Origin of the sequence: Aeromonas jandaei, assembly GCF_037890695.1 — a bacterium.
Classification (GTDB): domain Bacteria; phylum Pseudomonadota; class Gammaproteobacteria; order Enterobacterales; family Aeromonadaceae; genus Aeromonas; species Aeromonas jandaei.
Window position 1 is genome coordinate 2791424 of sequence record NZ_CP149571.1, and the last position, 16879, is coordinate 2808302.

At 62.3% G+C, this 16879-nt stretch carries 15 protein-coding genes and 1 pseudogene; 8 read left to right on the plus strand and 8 right to left on the minus strand.

Annotated features, from left to right (window positions below; translation table 11 throughout):
* Nucleotides 1–14: 14 nt before the first annotated feature.
* Entirely contained in the window at nt 15–503 is a 489-nt protein-coding gene (locus WE862_RS13230; protein ID WP_042032037.1) for an OmpA family protein, read from the plus strand.
* Nucleotides 504–581: 78 nt separating this feature from the next.
* Here the strand turns inward: WE862_RS13230 and WE862_RS13235 are convergent, their stop codons facing one another.
* Complete coding sequence (locus WE862_RS13235; protein WP_042032038.1) at nt 582–1316, minus strand: TerC family protein; 735 nt, start codon at nt 1314–1316, stop codon at nt 582–584.
* Between the two features lie 108 nt (nt 1317–1424).
* On the opposite strand from WE862_RS13235, the gene WE862_RS13240 reads away from it, so the two are divergent.
* The 3 genes from WE862_RS13240 (at nt 1425) to WE862_RS13250 (ending at nt 4680) form a co-directional block, all read left to right on the plus strand.
* Nucleotides 1425–2540 (plus strand): ATP-NAD kinase family protein, encoded by a 1116-nt coding sequence (locus tag WE862_RS13240; RefSeq protein ID WP_042032039.1) that lies wholly within the window; start codon nt 1425–1427, stop codon nt 2538–2540.
* Between the two features lie 99 nt (nt 2541–2639).
* On the plus strand, nt 2640–2918 hold the full coding sequence (locus WE862_RS13245) for a YfcL family protein (RefSeq protein WP_041210342.1): 279 nt from the start codon (nt 2640–2642) through the stop codon (nt 2916–2918).
* A gap of 97 nt (nt 2919–3015) precedes the next feature.
* Nucleotides 3016–4680, plus strand: coding sequence for an AMP-binding protein (locus WE862_RS13250; RefSeq protein WP_042032040.1), 1665 nt, complete (start codon nt 3016–3018; stop codon nt 4678–4680).
* 112 nt (nt 4681–4792) lie between these two features.
* Here WE862_RS13250 and WE862_RS13255 read toward each other — a convergent pair whose 3' ends face one another.
* Nucleotides 4793–5956 (minus strand): trans-sulfuration enzyme family protein, encoded by a 1164-nt coding sequence (locus WE862_RS13255; RefSeq protein ID WP_042032041.1) that lies wholly within the window; start codon nt 5954–5956, stop codon nt 4793–4795.
* 133 nt (nt 5957–6089) lie between these two features.
* Nucleotides 6090–7133 carry an isopenicillin N synthase family dioxygenase gene (locus tag WE862_RS13260; RefSeq protein WP_042032042.1) on the minus strand — a complete coding sequence of 348 codons (1044 nt, stop codon included), beginning with the start codon at nt 7131–7133 and terminating at the stop codon, nt 6090–6092.
* Between the two features lie 224 nt (nt 7134–7357).
* On the opposite strand from WE862_RS13260, the gene WE862_RS13265 reads away from it, so the two are divergent.
* The gene (locus WE862_RS13265) at nt 7358–7525 is read left to right on the plus strand and encodes a hypothetical protein (protein WP_156128759.1); all 168 of its coding nucleotides are present in this window, start codon (nt 7358–7360) and stop codon (nt 7523–7525) included.
* A gap of 53 nt (nt 7526–7578) precedes the next feature.
* Here WE862_RS13265 and WE862_RS13270 read toward each other — a convergent pair whose 3' ends face one another.
* The gene (locus WE862_RS13270; RefSeq protein WP_042032043.1) at nt 7579–8217 is read right to left on the minus strand and encodes an NAD(P)-dependent oxidoreductase; all 639 of its coding nucleotides are present in this window, start codon (nt 8215–8217) and stop codon (nt 7579–7581) included.
* A gap of 101 nt (nt 8218–8318) precedes the next feature.
* On the opposite strand from WE862_RS13270, the gene WE862_RS13275 reads away from it, so the two are divergent.
* Nucleotides 8319–9203, plus strand: a complete 885-nt coding sequence (locus WE862_RS13275) for a LysR family transcriptional regulator (RefSeq protein WP_042032044.1) — start codon at nt 8319–8321, stop codon at nt 9201–9203.
* Between the two features lie 28 nt (nt 9204–9231).
* Here WE862_RS13275 and WE862_RS13280 read toward each other — a convergent pair whose 3' ends face one another.
* Genes WE862_RS13280 through WE862_RS13290 form a run of 3 tightly spaced genes read right to left on the minus strand, consistent with a single transcriptional unit; the run spans nt 9232 to nt 12151 of the window.
* On the minus strand, nt 9232–10458 hold the full coding sequence (locus WE862_RS13280; protein ID WP_042032045.1) for a CynX/NimT family MFS transporter: 1227 nt from the start codon (nt 10456–10458) through the stop codon (nt 9232–9234).
* The gene (locus tag WE862_RS13285) at nt 10455–11354 is read right to left on the minus strand and encodes a pirin family protein (protein WP_042032110.1); all 900 of its coding nucleotides are present in this window, start codon (nt 11352–11354) and stop codon (nt 10455–10457) included. The genes WE862_RS13280 and WE862_RS13285 overlap by 4 nt, the downstream gene beginning before the upstream one ends.
* Before the next feature lie 59 nt (nt 11355–11413).
* A complete protein-coding gene (locus WE862_RS13290; RefSeq protein ID WP_042032046.1) occupies nt 11414–12151 on the minus strand; it encodes an isochorismatase family protein in 738 nt (245 codons plus the stop codon).
* 192 nt (nt 12152–12343) lie between these two features.
* On the opposite strand from WE862_RS13290, the gene WE862_RS13295 reads away from it, so the two are divergent.
* Nucleotides 12344–13279, plus strand: a complete 936-nt coding sequence (locus tag WE862_RS13295) for a LysR substrate-binding domain-containing protein (protein WP_042032047.1) — start codon at nt 12344–12346, stop codon at nt 13277–13279.
* A gap of 5 nt (nt 13280–13284) precedes the next feature.
* Here WE862_RS13295 and WE862_RS13300 read toward each other — a convergent pair whose 3' ends face one another.
* Nucleotides 13285–14193: a LysR substrate-binding domain-containing protein gene (locus WE862_RS13300; protein WP_042032048.1), complete on the minus strand. Its 909-nt coding sequence runs from the start codon at nt 14191–14193 to the stop codon at nt 13285–13287.
* A 280-nt stretch (nt 14194–14473) separates the two neighbouring features.
* On the opposite strand from WE862_RS13300, the pseudogene metE reads away from it, so the two are divergent.
* Nucleotides 14474–16739 (plus strand): annotated as a pseudogene (gene metE / locus WE862_RS13305) (5-methyltetrahydropteroyltriglutamate--homocysteine S-methyltransferase).
* Nucleotides 16740–16879: the final 140 nt, after the last annotated feature.

Sequence of the window (16879 nt, forward strand, 5' to 3'; positions counted from 1 at the left end):
AAGGAGACATAACAATGAAAATATCCCTCTCCCTCAAGACCTTGCTGCTGGGGTTGATCTTCTCTCTGCTGGCAGGTTGTCAGAGTGCCCCGAAGGGGCTCACCCCTGAACAGCTGGCGGTATTGAAGGAGCAAGGTTTTTATCTGACCGACGAGGGTTGGACGCTGGATCTGGCCAACCGGGTGTTGTTTGCCAACAACGTCGGGGAGCTCAATCCCCAAACCCGTCAGACCGTGGAAAAGCTGGGCAAAGCCCTGCTTGGGGTAGGGCTCGACAAGGCGCGGGTTGACGGTCACACCGACAACACCGGCGAGAGCAGCTACAACCAGCAACTCTCCCTGAAGCGGGCTCAGTCGGTGGCGGATGTGCTTGTCTCGGTCGGGATGAAGCCTGCCAACCTGGAGGTCCGTGGTCGCGGCGAAACTGCGCCGGTGGCGGACAACAAGAGTGCCGCCGGACGGGCCGAAAATCGCCGGGTGGCCATCGTTATTGCCAACCAGTAAGCGACTGTCCTGCCAAGCGTGCCGTGTGCATAGCAAAAGAGCGCCAAAGAGGCGCTCTTTTTGATCCGGCCGGCGAGCTTATGATTCGCTCTGCTCGTTGGCGTCGGTGTGTTTGCGCAGGCGGATGTTGATCATCTCCACCACCAGCGAGAAGGCCATGGCGAAGTAGATGTAACCCTTCGGAATGTGCAGATCCATCCCCTCCGCCATCAGGGCGAAGCCGACCAGGGTGAGGAAGGAGAGGGCCAGCATCTTGATGGTGGGGTGGTTATCGACGAAATCGCCGATCGCCTTGGCGGCAAACATCATGATGAAGACGGCGATCATGATGGCCAGCACCATGACAGGAACGTGATCAGCCATGCCGACGGCGGTGATCACCGAATCCAGACTAAAGACGATGTCGAGAATGGCGATCTGGATCAGGGTGCTGATAAAACCGGAGGCCGCTTTGCTGACACTCTCCGGCTCGGCGGCCCCTTCCAGGGTGGCGTGGATCTCGTGGGTACTCTTGGCGATGAGGAACAGCCCCCCCAGCAGCAGGATGAGATCGCGGCCCGAGATGGCTTCGCCCAGCACGGTAAAGAGCGGAGCCGTGAGACGCATGACCCAGGCCAGTGAGAGCAGCAGCAGGATGCGGGTACCCATGGCGAGGGCCAGACCCAGAATGCGGGCGCGCTGGCGCTGCGCCTCGGGCAGACGGCCGACCAGAATGGAGATAAAGATGATGTTATCGATGCCCAGCACGATTTCGAGCAGGGTCAGGGTGGCGAGCGCTACCCAGGCAGAGGGATCCAGAACCCATTCCAGCATGATTGAACCTTGGTTGAAAAAAAGAAGCGGAACATTTTAGCAGGGGGGAACCGCTTGTCCCAGTGGGGCGAAAAGATAAAAATGGTCGCCATCGCAAGGGAGGAGTGCATGTTTCGATTAGGGCTCATCATAAATCCGGTCGCCGGAATTGGCGGCGCAGTGGCGCTCAAGGGGAGTGACGGCGTAGTGGCCGAGGCGCTGGCTCGCGGCGCCGTGCCCAAAGCACAAGAGCGCACCCGTCAGGCTCTGCTGCCGCTGTGTGAAGTGACTGCGCCGTTCGAGCTGCTGACGGTGGCTGGCAACATGGGGGAGCAGGTGGTGCGTGAACTGGGCTTGCCGCACCGCATCGTCTATCAACCGGCCGGGGAGCGTACCTCTGCCGCCGATACCCGCTATGCGGCAGAGCGGATGCGGGATGCGGGCGTCGATCTGCTGCTGTTTGCCGGTGGCGATGGTACGGCGCGGGACATCTGCGCGGCGGTGGGGGAGTCCTGCCATGTGCTGGGGATCCCGGCTGGCTGCAAGATCCACTCCGGCGTCTACGGGGTGACCCCGACCGCCAGCGGGCGGGTGGCGGCGCGGATGATCGCCGGTGAACTGCTCAGTCTTATCGACGCCGAGGTGCGCGATATCGACGAAGAGGCGTTTCGCGCAGGCAAGGTGCGGGCTCGTCACTATGGCCAGCTGCTGGTGCCCGGCGATCTGCGGTACGTGCAGGCGGTCAAGCAGGGGGGGCGGGAGTCCGAAGAGCTGGTGCTGGCGGATCTGGCAGCCGGCGTGGTCGAGCAGATGGAGCCAGATACCCTCTATCTGATGGGCTCTGGCAGCACGGTGGCAGCCTGCATGGCTGAGCTGGGTCTGGAAAATACGCTGCTTGGTGTGGATTTGGTGGAAAATGGCAGGCTTATCGGGCAGGATCTCAGCGCCGCCGAGATCCTGACCCGGATCCGTGGCCGTCGCTGCCGGCTGATCATTACCCTGATTGGCGGACAGGGACATCTGTTCGGGCGCGGAAATCAGCAATTGAGTCCTGAGGTGATTCGGAGTGTCGGGCTGGAGAACATCCAGGTGCTGGCAACCAAGAGCAAGCTGGCTTCCCTGCAGGGGAGACCACTCCTGGTCGATACCGATGAGCCTGAATTGAACCGGGCGTTGAGTGGTTATCTGCGCATAACCACGGGATACAAGGATCAGGTCATCTACCCGGTGGCCAGCCCGGAATAGGACGCCATGGATGCTGCTGGCCTGGCGCCAGAGAGCTGCAATCAACCGGATTGCGGTTCCATACCCCCGAATTATTTGCCGCAAATGAGGCTGCGTTACATGACGATTCACGATTTTGAGCACAAGTTGTTGGGACTGATCGACGGCATGGTTGCTACTGCGAGCGAAGATGAACTCTTTGCCGGTGGTTACCTGCGAGGCCATATTTCGCTGGCGGTCGCCCGTGCCGAGCTGGAGGGCAAGACCCTGGTGCGGGATGTCAAAAGCTATGTGTTGCGCAGCCTCAACGAGGCGATTTTGCAAGGCGAGCTCTCCGAGCAGGACGAGCAGCTGGTGCAAGCGATGTGGATTCGTTTGCAACAACAGGCAGAAGCTTGATCGGATACACATTTCAAACTGAAGTTTGAGTTTATTCTTCCCTGAAGTTAGTGAAAGGTTAATAATAAGTTTCGCCTTTTGTTTCAGGGATTAAACTATGGCTTCAGCCTCACGTATTGCCAAAAAACTGCCGCTCGAGATGCTCTATCACTGGGAGCGGCAGTGTCCTGATCGAACCTATCTGCGTCAAACCATCAACCGCGAATATGTCGATTTCACCTGGGGTGAAGTGGCCGATGAAGCGCGGCGCATGGTGACGGCCCTGCGTCATCTGGGGCTGGTTGCCGGCGATAAAGTGGCGCTGCTCTCCAAGAATTGCGCCCAGTGGTTTATCGCCGATCTGGCGATGCAGATGGGGCAGTACGTGAGCGTGCCCATCTACCCGACCGCCAACGTCGATACCATCGAATATGTGCTGCGCCACAGCGAGGCCAAGGCGATCTTCGTTGGCAAGCTCGATGACTGGAAGAGTCAGGAGGCGGGGGTGCCTGCCGATCTGCTGCGCATCGCCTTCCCCTATGACACCATGCCGGCCAGCTACCAGTGGGATGATCTGCTGGAAACACACGAGCCCATTCCCGACAGCCCGGTGCAGGAGCCTGATTCCCTGCTGAGCTTGGTCTATACCTCCGGCAGTACCGGCAAGCCGAAAGGGGCCATGCTGACCGTCGAACGTTATGCGTGGTCGTGCGAGAAGCTGGTGGAGACGGTGAACCTGACCCAGGCTGATCGCGGTTTCTCCTACCTGCCGCTCGCCCACATCACCGAGCGGGTCTACATCTACGGCGGCAGCCTGTTTGGCGGCGCCACCATCGCCTTCCCCGAATCCCTCGACACCTTCGTCGAGGACGTCAAGCGCTGCCGTCCTACCGTATTTATCTCGGTACCGCGACTGTGGGCCATGTTCCGCATCAAGATCCACGAGAAGCTGCCCCAGAAGAAACTCGAACTGCTGCTCAAGATCCCGCTGGTCTCCAGCCTTATCAAGAGCAAGCTGAAAAAGGGGTTGGGGCTGGATCAGGCACGGGTATTGGGCTGCGGTTCTGCGCCTGTCTCCCCTGCGCTGCTTGAGTGGTACCTGAGCATCGGTCTCAAGGTGACCGAAGCGTGGGGCATGACCGAGAACCACGCGTTTTCGACCATCAACTACCCGTTTCGCGCCGACAAGATCGGTACCGTCGGCAAGGCGGGGCCCGGGGTGACCATCAAGATCTCCGACGAGGGGGAGATCCTCTGTCGCTGCGAGGGGATGATGGTGGGTTATTACAAGGATCCCGAGCACAGTGCCGAGGCCATTGATGCCGAGGGGTGGCTCCACACCGGCGACATGGGCAAGCTGGACAAGGAGGGTTACCTCACCATCACCGGCCGGATGAAGGATGTGTTCAAGACCGCCAAGGGCAAGTATGTGGCGCCGGTGCCCATCGAAGGGATGCTGGGGCAGGAGCCCATCATCGAGCAGCTCTGCGTGATTGGTTACGGCATGCCCCAGCCTGTCGCGCTGGTGCAGCTGGCCGAGAGCGCAGCCAAAGGAAACCGGGATGAGGTCGTGGCCAGACTGGAGGCAGCCCGGGTGCGGGTCAACGACCAACTGGAGTCCCACGCCAAGATCCGCGGCATTCTGGTGGTGAAAACCCCCTGGAATATCGAGAACGGCGTGCTGACTCCCACCATGAAGATCAAGCGTCATCTGCTGGAGCAAAAATATGCCCATGTCGGGGAGCGCTGGCCCTCATCGCAAGTGGTGGTGTGGGAGGAGTAAATCCCCCATTTTCCACATCGCGACAAACAACAACGGCCCTTGATGGGCCGTTGTTGTTTCTGGGGGTTATTCACTCGCCGCTGTTTTGTCGGCGAGTAAAAAGCGCGCCCGGTTAGATCTGCGCCAGTGCGGCAGCCAGATCGGCAATCAGATCGTCCGCATCTTCCACCCCGATGCTGAAGCGGATGAGGTCGTCATTGACCCCGGCGGCGAGGCGACTTGCCTCGTCCATGGCGGCGTGAGTGGTACTGGCCGGGTGGCAGGCAAGACTCTCCAGATCGCCCAGACTTACCGCCTGCACGAACAGTTGCAGGTTATCGAGCAGGGTGGCACAGCGTGCAAACCCTCCTTCAAGTTCAATGCTCACCATGCCACCAAAGCCGCTGGCGAAGGCGCCGAGGGCATCGTGGCCCGGATGGCTGGCAAGCCCCGGGTAGATCACCTTCTTCACCGCCGGATGGGCGGCCAGAAACTCGGCCACTTTTTGGGCATTGTGCAGATGGGCATCCATCCGTAGCGGCAGGGTCTTGACCCCGCGCTGCAGCAGGTAGGCCTCCTGCGGGCCGATGGGGGAGCCGATATGTTTGAGGGCCACAGTGCGGATCGACTTCATCAGGGCGTGGGAGCCCGCCACCACCCCGGCGATGATGTCGCCGTGGCCGCCCAGATATTTGGTGCCGCTGTGCATCACCACATCGACCCCGAGCTCCAGCGGGCGCAGCAGGTAGGGGGTAAGGAAGGTGTTGTCACACACTGTGATGGCGCCCACCTTGCGGGCCGCTTCCACCACCAGTCGCGGATCCACCACCTTGAGGGTGGGGTTGGTCAGGGTTTCGAACAGTACCACCTTGGTGGCGGGGCGGATGTTAGCCAGCAGATCCCGGTCGCTCTCATACGCGGTGACCTTGATGCCGGCGCGGCTGAAGGTTTGCTTGAGGAAGGCATCGGTGCCGCCGTAGAGCGGGCCGATATAGGCCACTTCATCACCGCTGTCGGCCAGCGCATACATGATGGCGCTCACTGCCGCCATGCCGCTCGCCACCACCAGCGCCTCGTCGGCCCCTTCCAGCGCCGCCAGTTTCTGCTCCAGCTCGGCGGTGGTGGGATTGCCAAAGCGGCTGTAGATAAAACCGGGGGCTTGACCTGCAAAGCGCTCCTTGCCCGCCTGGGCGTTGAAGTAGCTGAAGGTGCTGCTCTGGTAGAGCGGGGTGGTGAGGGCGCCGGTCTGGGGGTCGATCCGCTGGCCGCTGTGTACGCTCATGGTCTTGAATTTCATCGTGTTGCTCCGTGAGGGCCAGGCTCTGGCCATGACTTGTTTTGTTGTTCGTTGCTTGTTGTTTTTGTCAGCGCGGGTATGTGCATGCTGCTTGTGGCTTATGCATATACCCACCTGTGGATCTTTGCGCTGCTTAGGCCGGTATCGCTTCGCTCTCTGTGCGCGGGAGGCGAGCGGGTTCTACCGGCCCATAGTGACGCGCCGCCACATCCGGATGGGAGCGCAGCCTCCCCTTGAGCACGTTCTCCCCCACCTGATAGAAGAGCGGGTTGGTCGGGTCACTCTCCGGCCCTTGTGCCTGCGCGGCCAGCGCGGGGGAGAGGCTGAGCAGCGGCACGGTGGCATCGAGCCGCGCCGCCATAAAGAAGGCGCAGGAGAGACGCGAGACGCCGGGCGGCGGGCTTACCACCCGATGCAGGGTCGCCTTTAGATAGCCGTTGGAGGCCAGCTCCAGCAGCTCGCCGATATTGACCACCAGCGCTCCCGGCAGGGGGGGCGCGGAGATCCAGCCGTCGGCCGTCTCGACCTCAAGCCCCGAATGATTGTCCTGCATCACCAACGTCAGGTAGCCGGGATCCTTGTGGGCGCCCACCCCCTGACTGCTGCCGCCCGCCTCTTGCCCCGGGTAGTGAATGAGCTTCATGTGCTGATAGGGGGCGCCGCGAATGCTGGCGTCAAACACGTTGGCCGGTTGCTCCAGCACCTCGGCAAAAGCGGACAGCAGGGTGAGGGTGATATCGCTCAGCCGATCCTGCCACGCCAGCAGATGGGCTTTCATCTCGGGCAAGGCGGCCGGCCACTGGTTGGGGCCGATCAGCCGCTGCCAGGGTTCACGGATCAGGGCCGCAGGCAGGGCTTGCGCCTCGTTCATGATATCGAACTGCTCCCGCAGATCCGGCCGCTGGCGAGTCAGCTCGGCACCGACCCGGTTGTAGCCGCGAAAGTGGGGGCTGTTGACCATCTGCACCGCCAGCTTCTCCTGCTCCGGCAGGGCAAAGAAGCGCTCTGCCAGCACCAGAGTCTCTCGCTGCTCGGCGTCACTCAGGCCATGCCCTGTCAGATAGAAAAAGCCGACGTCGCGGGCGGCCGCGGCCAGCCTGGCCAACATAGGGCGATGCAGGTCGGGTGCCCCGTTGAGGGCAGCCAGATCGATGATCGGCAGTGGTGAATGTTCCATGTGCACCTCCTCACTCTTTCGTTATCTCTGGCGCCATCTCTTCTGCTGCCTCTGGTGCGGGCAGGCTTGATGAGCGGCAAACGGGATGGCGCGACAGTGTGGCGGTATGCGATGCGGTGTGGCGCCATCTGGAATGAAGGGGATGCTACTGTTCGGCGTTATAAGACGGAAACAACAAATTATTCTTAGTTATATACAAAATTCGAAATGGAATTCGGTGTGTAATGGGCTGGCTGCTTTTTGCGCAGCCATTAAGGGCGGAATGGGAAATGATGGGAGGGAGAGTGATAACCAGAGGCAAGCTGACCGCGGTAAAAATGACCAAAACAGAAAATGGCCAAAACAGCAGGGAGGCGGATGCCTCCCTTATGGTTGAGCGGGTGTTCACCTGACCGGGTGCACGGGCGAGTGACCGCGTATTCTGGCCTTAACCGACTGTGGGCTCTCAGTAACCCAGGGTAAAGCGCTGGCGCTGGTGAGCGGGTTTTTCCACCTCGTTCAGCACGCCGTCGGCCAGATCACCGGCGGTGATCCCGGCAGGCTGTTCGCCGCTAAAGAGCACCTGATCGCCACCAATCCGATAGCCGCCGCGCTTCTCGCCCGGCTCCAGGAACACCGGGGGAGAGACAAAGCGCCAGTCGAGGGCGGTTTCACGACGCAGGGCGGTGAGACCGTCGCGGGCCGCCAGCGCCCCCTGTTTCCACTCGGCCGGAAACTCCGGGGTATCCACCAGTTGCACGCCGGGGGCGACCTCCAGACTGCCGGCGCCACCTACTACCAGCAACCAGCTGTTGGCTGCTTTGGCTGCTGCGACAATCGCGTCGGCGCCCTTGAGGTACTGGTCGTAGATATCCGGTGTGGTCCAGCCCGGGTTGTAGGCGCTGATCACCCGATCGTGCCCCTTGAGCACCTCGGCCAATGCCTGCGGGTTTTGGGCATCCACCGCCACGGCGGTGACCTGTGGATGGGCGGCCACCTTGCTGACATCGCGGACGATGGCGGTGACGTGATGGCCGCGGCTGACGGCCTCGTTCAGGATGGCTGAACCGACAAAACCGCTGGCACCGATCAGGGCAATCTTCATGGGGAACTCTCCTTCACTGTTGGAATGGGGCTATCCTACGCCGCCATTTATGATTTAATAATCACCTCAAAAATGTATTCACTTATAAGCTGGATTTAATAATGGAACAGCTCAGACGTTACGCCATCTTCGCCGCCGTGGTGGAGGCGGGCAGCATGACAGGGGCGGCCAAATCCCTCGGCATGACCCCCTCTGCCGTCAGTCAGCATATCAGCCAGCTGGAGAGCCTGCTCGGGCTACCCCTGCTCCATCGCTCCACCCGTCGCCTCAGTCTGACCGAGGCGGGAGAGGTGGTGTGGCAAGGGTGTCGGGCGTTGCAGCAGACCCTGAGCGAGACCGAACTGCGCCTCTCCGAGGTGCGCGACGCCCTGCTCGGTGAAGTTCGGATCACCGCCCCGGTGGGGATGGCGGGCCAGCCGCTGGCGCTGGCATTGTCCCCGCTGTTGCAGGCCCACCCCGGCCTCACCATCCAGATAATTGCCGATGACGAAAAGCGGGATCTGATTGCCGAGCGGATTGACGTGGCATTGCGGGTCGGCACCTTGCCCGACTCGACTCTGGTGGCCCGCAAACTGGGGCAAACCCGGATGCTGCTCTGCGCCGCCCCCACCTATCTGGCGCGCAAGGGGACACCGCGCACGCCCGCCGATCTGGCCGCCCACGATTGGCTCTGTGGCGACATGCTGGGCAACGGTTTGCTGCTGCTTGACGAGAAGGGGGGCGAACACAGGGTGAGGTTCAAGGCCAAGGTGCTCTGCAACAACGTGTTGCCCCTGCGCCAGTTTGCGCTGGCAGGGCAGGGGATCTCGCTGCAACCGGAGGGGGAGATTGGCGAGGATCTGGCGCAGGGGCGTCTGCTCGAACTGTTGCCCGGTTTTCGGGTGGCGCCGATGGAGATCCACGCCATCACGCCGCAGCGGGAGATCCCGGAGAAGGTGCGGCGGGTGGTGGAGGCGCTGCGCAGCTACTTCGCAGGCGCCTCCTGACACATATCGATGCGGCTTGGCCTATCTGTCAGTTGGGCTCTTGCCCGCCAACAGGCGGGCGGCGCCACAGATAGAGTCCGATTGTCAGCAGCAAGCTGCCCAGAAAGAGCCAGCGAGCGTTCCCCCATTGGCCGTTGTCCGTCATCAGGGCCGCCAGCAACAGGGGGCCAAGCAGCTGACCTAGGTTGGCGAGCTGGACAAAAAATCCCTGCACGATGGCCAGTTGCACCGGCCCCTGACTCACTCCCTGCGCAGACGAGAGGATCGCCGGCGGTGCCATGCCACCCGCCAGGGAGAGGACGAGGCACAATCCATAGGACCACCATGGCGACAGGCCGGGCCAGAAGGCGAGCATGCCACACAGCGCCATCAGGCCCAGTGCCCAACAGATGAGCCGATCTCGCGCCACGCCCCTGCGCAGCAGCCATGCCCCCATCAGGTTGCCGGGAATATTGGCGACCACCGCCAGCGCCGAAAGCTGGGCGATCTGGCTTTGGCCAATCCCGGGGCTGCCTTGCAACATGGTTGGCAGCCAGACAAAGAGCGCCCAGAGCATCAGGCTGTAGAGCATGAACGCCAACCCGTTGCGCCAGAGTGCCTTCTGCCGGAGCACCGTGAGTTGGCGCAGCGGGTGGCCCGAGTTGAACGAGTTTTGGGGGGCCCCGACCTGCAACTTGTCTGCCGAACGACTGGCCAGCAGAAGCAGCAGGGCCGAGAGTTGCAGAGTCATCAGGAGCAACCAGGCCAGGCGCCAGCCACCTTGCGCCGTGAGCCAGGGGGTGAGCAGCATGCCGGCCGCCGCACCAAGGGGCAGGTTGACCGCCCACAGACTCAGGGCCAGTCGTTTATCCTCCTCCCGGGTCACCGCCACGATAAAGGCGGGCATGGCCACCGAGACCAGCAAAAAGCCAATCCCCTCGACAATGCGCGACAGCAGCATCATGGCCAGCCCGGTGGCAGGCAGTGCCAACGCCCCGCCTGCCACGATAACCAGCAGCCCGACAACCCCGGTTTGCCGCCCACTCCAGCGAGTCAGCAACAGGCCGAGAAAGAGGCTGAAGAGGATCGCCAGCGTATTGAAAGCCGAGGCGAGATAGCTGGCTTCAACCAGTGTCAGCCCCAGCTCGCTGCGCAATATGCCGAGCACGGCGGGCACTTTGCCGAGGCAAAGGGCGCCGCTGGCACCGGCGAAAATGGCGAGGAAGATCAGAGGCCAGCGCGTGCCTTGTGGCTGGTGGCCTGCGAGCGTGTTCATGGCTGAGATTGGCCGTAGTGCAGCCACTCATCGTTGAGCTGGCCAAATTCGCCGCGCTGATAGGCATGCAGCCGATCTGCAATGGCGTCGTGGCTGTTCATCACGAAGGGGCCATGTTTGACCAGGGGTTCATTGAGTGCCTGGCCTGAGAGCACCACGAAGTGGCAGGGCTCGGTGGCCTCAAGTTGCAGTGCCACCGCCTCGCCTCCATCGGCAGAGAGGCTGACTGCCATCCCGTGACCTGCCGGGATGAGGTGCCGCTCTCCCTCAGACTGCAAAGTCAGTGACCCGGTCAGGGGATAGATCATCGCATTCCAGCCTGCCGCCAGCAGATGGGTGAATCGGCTACCGGGCGCGCAATGGCCATCGAGCAGGGTAAAGGGTTGGGGCAGTGCTCCCGAGTGTGGCGCCGTTATCCCGTTGCTGTGGCCTGCGACCACCCGTACTCGCACCCCTTCGCCATGAAATTCGGGGATGGTGGCAGCGGCTGCGTGGACGGCAAAAGGCGACGCCATCTTCTGACGGGCAGGCAGGTTGACGAAGATCTGCAGGGCGTGGACATAGGGCGATGCCCCCTCCGGCTGCTCGGTATGCACGGCCCCGCGCCCGGCCGCCAGCCAATGCAGCGCTCCCGGTTCGATGGGGCCCTGATTGCCGAGGGAGTCGTAGTTGACGTGGGGGCTCGTCGAATCCTCGAACAGATAGGTGACGGCAGAGATCCCGGCATGGGGGTGGGGCTCGAAGGTGGGGGCGGTCATCTGGAAGTGATCCACCATCACCACGGGGTCTATCAGACCGTTGAAAAAATGTTCGCCAAAATGGCGGGCTGCAAAGCCGCTGCCAATGCGCAGCGGTTGGCCCTTGACGGGGGCGGAGAGAATCAGGCGTCTGGTCATCAATGGATCCTCCAGAAGATAAAAAAAGCCTTCGGTCATCTGACCGAAGGCGGGGCGAGTTACGACTTCTTGGCACCCTCTTGCATCTGCCACACCAGGGTGGCGAAAGGCATGTCGAGGGCGCTGTAGACATCGTGCGCCTTGGGATCGACGTTGCTGCGCAGCATCTCGACCGTGGCGGAGGCGTAGTCGGTGACCGGGATACCGGCCCCCAGCAAGCGTTGCAGCCCAGTGGTGCGCTTGGCCTCGTTGAAGGTGCCGGAGGCATCGAGCACCACCCGGGCATCATAGCCGGCAGCCTTGGCAGAGAGGGCCGGGAAGCTGGCGCAGATCTCGAGGGATACCCCGGCGATGATCAGCTGTTTGCGGCCGGTCTTCTCAATGGCGGCGCGCACGGCGGGATCGTCCCAGGCGTTGATGACGGTACGGTTGATCACCTTCACATCCGGCAGGGCACTGGTTAGTTCGGGCATGGTTGGGCCCCACATGCCATCGGGCATGGTAGCGGTCACGATCACCGGCACGCCGAGGGCGCGGGCGGCGTTGGCCAGCGCCACCACGTTGTGCTTGAGCTCGCCCACCGTGGTGTCGCGCACGCCGCTCAGCAAACCGACCTGATGGTCGACCAGTAGCAGTACCGCATTGTCTCGGGAGAGCATCTCCAGATAGCGGTTGGGTGATACGGTCGGATGGCTGGCAGCCTCGGCGGCCATGGCCGGTGTCGCTGTGGTGGCCAGCGTGGCGGTCAGGGTCGCCAGACCGAGCAGGGTGGCAGAGCAGATTTGTCGCAGTTTCATGGTGAACTCCTTGTGATATCGGAACAGTCAAACGGCCATTGCTGGTGGGGCGGATTGCCCGCGCAGCAACCGTCTGATGGGGACAGGGCCATTATGATGGCTGCAAAAATGGCGACAATCTGGTGAAATAGGTTCTTATCGTTCCATCAATGGAACGATGTAAATGCACCTCCCTCTGACCAAGGCTGCCCGATGACACCACTGGAACTTGATTTGAATGATCTCTATCTCTTCACCCATGTGGTACAGCGGCAGGGATTCACCGCCGCCGCGCGGGCGCTTGGCGTACCCAAGTCGCGGATCTCGCGCCGGATCCGGCTGCTGGAGGAACGGCTGGATACCCGGCTGCTGCAGCGTACCTCACGCCAGCTCAGCCTGACCGATGCCGGTGAGGTGCTCTATCGCCACTGTCAGGCGATGCTGGCCGAGGCGCAGGCCGGAGAGGCGGCTGTGCGGCAACGGCAGCAGGAGCCGAGCGGTCTGGTGCGGATCAGCGTGCCCATTACCATCGCCGATGCGCTGCTTGCCCGCTTGCTGCCCGCTTTTATGGCGCAATACCCCAAGGTGAGGCTCGCCGTGCAAGCCAGCAACCGGCAGGTGGATCTGCTGGAGGAGGGATTGGATGTGGTGATCCGTGGGGTGGCCTTCGAGCAGCCCCCCTCCAGTCTGGTGCAGGTGCCGCTCTGTACGGTGCAGTGGGGCGTGCTGGCGACCCCGACGTGGCTCTCTCGCCACGGTGCATTGATGCATCCGCGCCAGCTGGAGGGAGAGGATGCCCTGCTCTTCAGCTCGCTGGAGCGTCAGGCCGATCTGTTGCGGCTGCGGCACGATAGTGGGGAGAGTGAGGAGGTGGCGGTCAATGTGCTGCTGCGCAGCGACAATATGCAAACCCTCAAGCAGGCGGCGCTGGCGGGGCTAGGAATGGTGGGCTTGCCACTTTACGCCTGCGTGAATGAGCTGGCGGATGGGCGGCTGCAACAACTGTTGCCCGAGTGGCGTCCCAAAGATGGCAAGCTGGTGATGCTCTACCCAGCGCGGCGCGGCCTGTCACCGGCGGTCAGAACCCTCATCGACTTTATCAAGGCAAAGTTGCCTGCACTGCTGGCAGAGGTCGGCCAGCCCCGCTGAAGGGGTTATCCCTCCATCTTGGTGCGAATGCGCTCGAACAGGCTCTGCAGGCAGGCTTGATCCCGATCGGCGGCCCGCACCGCGCCATACATATGGCGACGAATACCGCTGCCGAGAGGGCGGGCGCAGAGCATCCCCTGTCTGACAAACTCCTCGCTGGCCCAGCGCGGCAGGGCGGCAACGCCGAGTCCGGCGGCGGCCATCTGCAGCATCACAGAGGTGTTGTCCACCGGCTTGCTGCGGGCGGGCTCCACCCCGGCGGGCTGCAAAAAGCGGTTGAAGATATCCATGCGGCTGCGCTCCACCGGATAGACCAGCAGCACCTCCGGCCCCAGATCGCTCGGCTCGATGCGACTCTGGTGGCAGAGGGGATGATCCGGCGCCATCACCAGAGTCAGATCGAAGGCGAACAGCGGCTCGAAGTGGAGATCGCCGCGGGCCTGCACATCGGAGGTGAGCAGCAGATCGAGTTGACCGCCGAGCAGGGCATTGATGGCATCAAAACCCGGCACCGACTCCACCTCCAGATCCACCCCAGGCCACTGGCGGCGAAATTCCGGCAACAGCGGCAGCAGCCACTGGATGCAGCTGTGGCAATCGAGCGCCAGATGCAGCCTGCCCGCATCGCCGCTCTGTAGGGCCTGCAGCTGCTTCTCGGTCTGGGCCAGGGCGGGCAACACCTGACGGGCGAGGGCGAGCAGCTGGCTGCCCGCTGCGGTCAGCACCAGCGGGCGGCTCTTGCGCAGGTAAAGCTCCAGATTGAGACGGGTCTCCAGCTCTTTGAGCTGGTGGGACAGGGCGGACTGGGTGAGGTTGAGGGTCAGCGCCGCACCGGCCAGCGAGCCCTGCTCGGCCAGCGCGGTCAATGTTTTCAAGTGTTTTATCTCTATCCCTGCATTGCTTGGCACTGCCATAAGATGGCTCCTTGTGAGATTGCGTATGGCGCTGATGCGGCTGTCGGGGGTGGCTTGGCCTCCTGCCGTCTTGCTGTTGCGCTTCTTAATACATGCAAGAACGGGCCTCTGTATCCTCGCGGTGAACCTGTTCGGCGGTCAGTTGAGGATTATTTGAGAGCCAGTTGAAGAGGATTCAATAGCCAGCGTCACCTTATCTTGTCATTTTGGATGTGTAAACATCTGGATGGCTAAATCATCCAGTTTCCCATCAGATGAATGAGCATAAGGAAATGAACCTATGACACGAGCACACACCCTGGGCTTCCCCCGTATCGGCGCCAAGCGCGAGCTGAAATTTGCCCTCGAATCCTACTGGCGTGGCGAGACCACTCAGGCCGAACTCGTTGCCGTGGGCAAGACGCTGCGTGAGCGCCACTGGCAGGCCCAGCACGGCGCCGGGGTCAATCTGCTGCCGGTGGGCGACTTTGCCTGGTACGATCAGGTGCTCGGTACCAGCCTGCTGGTGGATGCGGTGCCTGCCCGTCACCGTCATGGCGAGACCGATCTCGACACCCTGTTTCGGGTCGCCCGCGGCCGTGCGCCGACCGGCCCGGCAGCGGCCGCCGCCGAGATGACCAAATGGTTCAACACCAACTATCACTATCTGGTGCCGGAATTTAGCCGTGATCAGCGCTTCAAGCTGGGCTGGAGCCAGCTGTTTGACGAGGTCGAAGAGGCCAAGGCGCTGGGGCTGCCGGTCAAGGCGGTGTTGCTGGGGCCCGTCTCTTACCTGTGGCTTGGCAAGGAGAAAGAGAGCGGCTTCTCGCGCCTTGAACTGCTCGAACGCCTGCTGATCGTCTATCAGGAGATCCTGGCCAAGTTGGCCGCCCAAGGGGTGGAGTGGGTGCAGATCGACGAACCGGCGCTGACGCTGGACTTGCCGGACGAGTGGCGTCTGGCCTATCTCAATGCCTATGAACGTCTGGCCGGTTCCTGCAAGCTGCTGCTCACCACCTATTTCGGCTCGGTGGCCCATCAGCGCGACATCATCACCAGCCTCAAGGTGGATGGCCTGCATCTGGATCTGGTGGCCGCCCCCGAACAGCTGGAGACCCTGGTGCCGCATCTGCCCGCCCAGTGGGTCATCTCCGCCGGAGTGATCAACGGCCGCAACGTCTGGCGTGCCAATCTGGCCAAGCTGGCGCCGACCCTGAAATCGCTGAAAGCCAGACTCGGCGAGCGGCTCTGGGTTGCCTCATCCTGCTCATTGCTGCACAGCCCGGTGGATTTGACCCTGGAGCAGGAGCTGGATCCCCAGACCCGCAGCTGGTTCGCCTTCGCCCTGCAAAAATGTTTCGAGTTGGGGCTGCTCAGAGAGTATCTGGATGGGGGCGAGCTCGACAAGATCACCGCCTACAGCCAGCCCATCGTCGATCGGGAGTCTGACAGCCGGGTGCACAAGAAGGCGGTGCAGTCACGGCTCGCCAGCCTCACCAACAGCGATTTTGATCGCCACAGCCCCTATCCGGTCAGGGCCGAGCTGCAGCGCTCGGAGCTCAAGCTGCCGCTGCTGCCCACCACCACCATCGGCTCCTTCCCGCAGACCTCGCAGATCCGGGTATTGCGGCAGGATTGGCGCGCCGGTCGTATCGATAACCGCGCCTACGAGGCGGGCATTAAGGCGGAGATCCGCGATGCCATCGCGCGTCAGGAGGCCATCGGGCTGGACGTGCTGGTACATGGCGAGGCCGAGCGCAACGACATGGTGGAGTATTTCGGTGAGCTGCTGGATGGCTTTGCCATCACCCGCTTCGGTTGGGTACAGAGCTATGGCTCCCGCTGCGTCAAGCCGCCGGTGATCACCCGCGACATCGACCGCCCGACCCCCATGACCCTGGCGTGGACAAAGTTTGCCCAAAGCCTGACCGACAAGCCGGTCAAGGGGATGCTGACTGGCCCCGTGACCATCCTCTGCTGGTCACTTCCCGCGGGAAGACGTGAGCCGCGAACAGTCTGCCCTGCAAATCGGGCTGGCCATTCGCGACGAGGTAGCAGATCTGGAAGCCGCTGGCATCAAGATCATCCAGATCGACGAACCGGCGATCCGCGAAGGTTTGCCCCTGCGCAAGCAGGATCATCAGGCCTATCTCGACTGGGCAGTGCGGGCCTTCCGTCTGAGTGCCAGCCCGGTGGCGGACAGCACCCAGATCCACACCCACATGTGCTACAGCGACTTCAACCTCATCATCGAGGCGGTGGCGGCGCTGGATGCGGACGTGATCACCATAGAGACCAGCCGCAGCCAGATGCAGCTGCTCGAAGCGTTCGAACGCTTCAACTACCCCAACGAGATTGGCCCGGGCGTTTACGACATCCACTCGCCGAACGTGCCGAGCCAGAGCTGGATTGAGGGGTTGCTGCGCAAGGCCGCCAAACAGATCCCGGCCGAGCGGCTCTGGGTCAACCCGGATTGCGGCCTCAAGACCCGCGGCTGGGAAGAGACCGAGGCCGCTCTCAAGGTGATGGTCGATGCCACCAGGGCGCTGCGGGCCGAGCTAGCGTAACCGGCAAGCCGTGACCGCCATCGATAAGGTGGCGTGCTGAAAAACGAAAAGAGAGAGGGGAAGCCACTGCTTCCCCTCTCTCTTTTCGTTGGCCACTTTTTCACTTGCTCCTGATCCTTGCCACAGCCCGCTTTGCACTA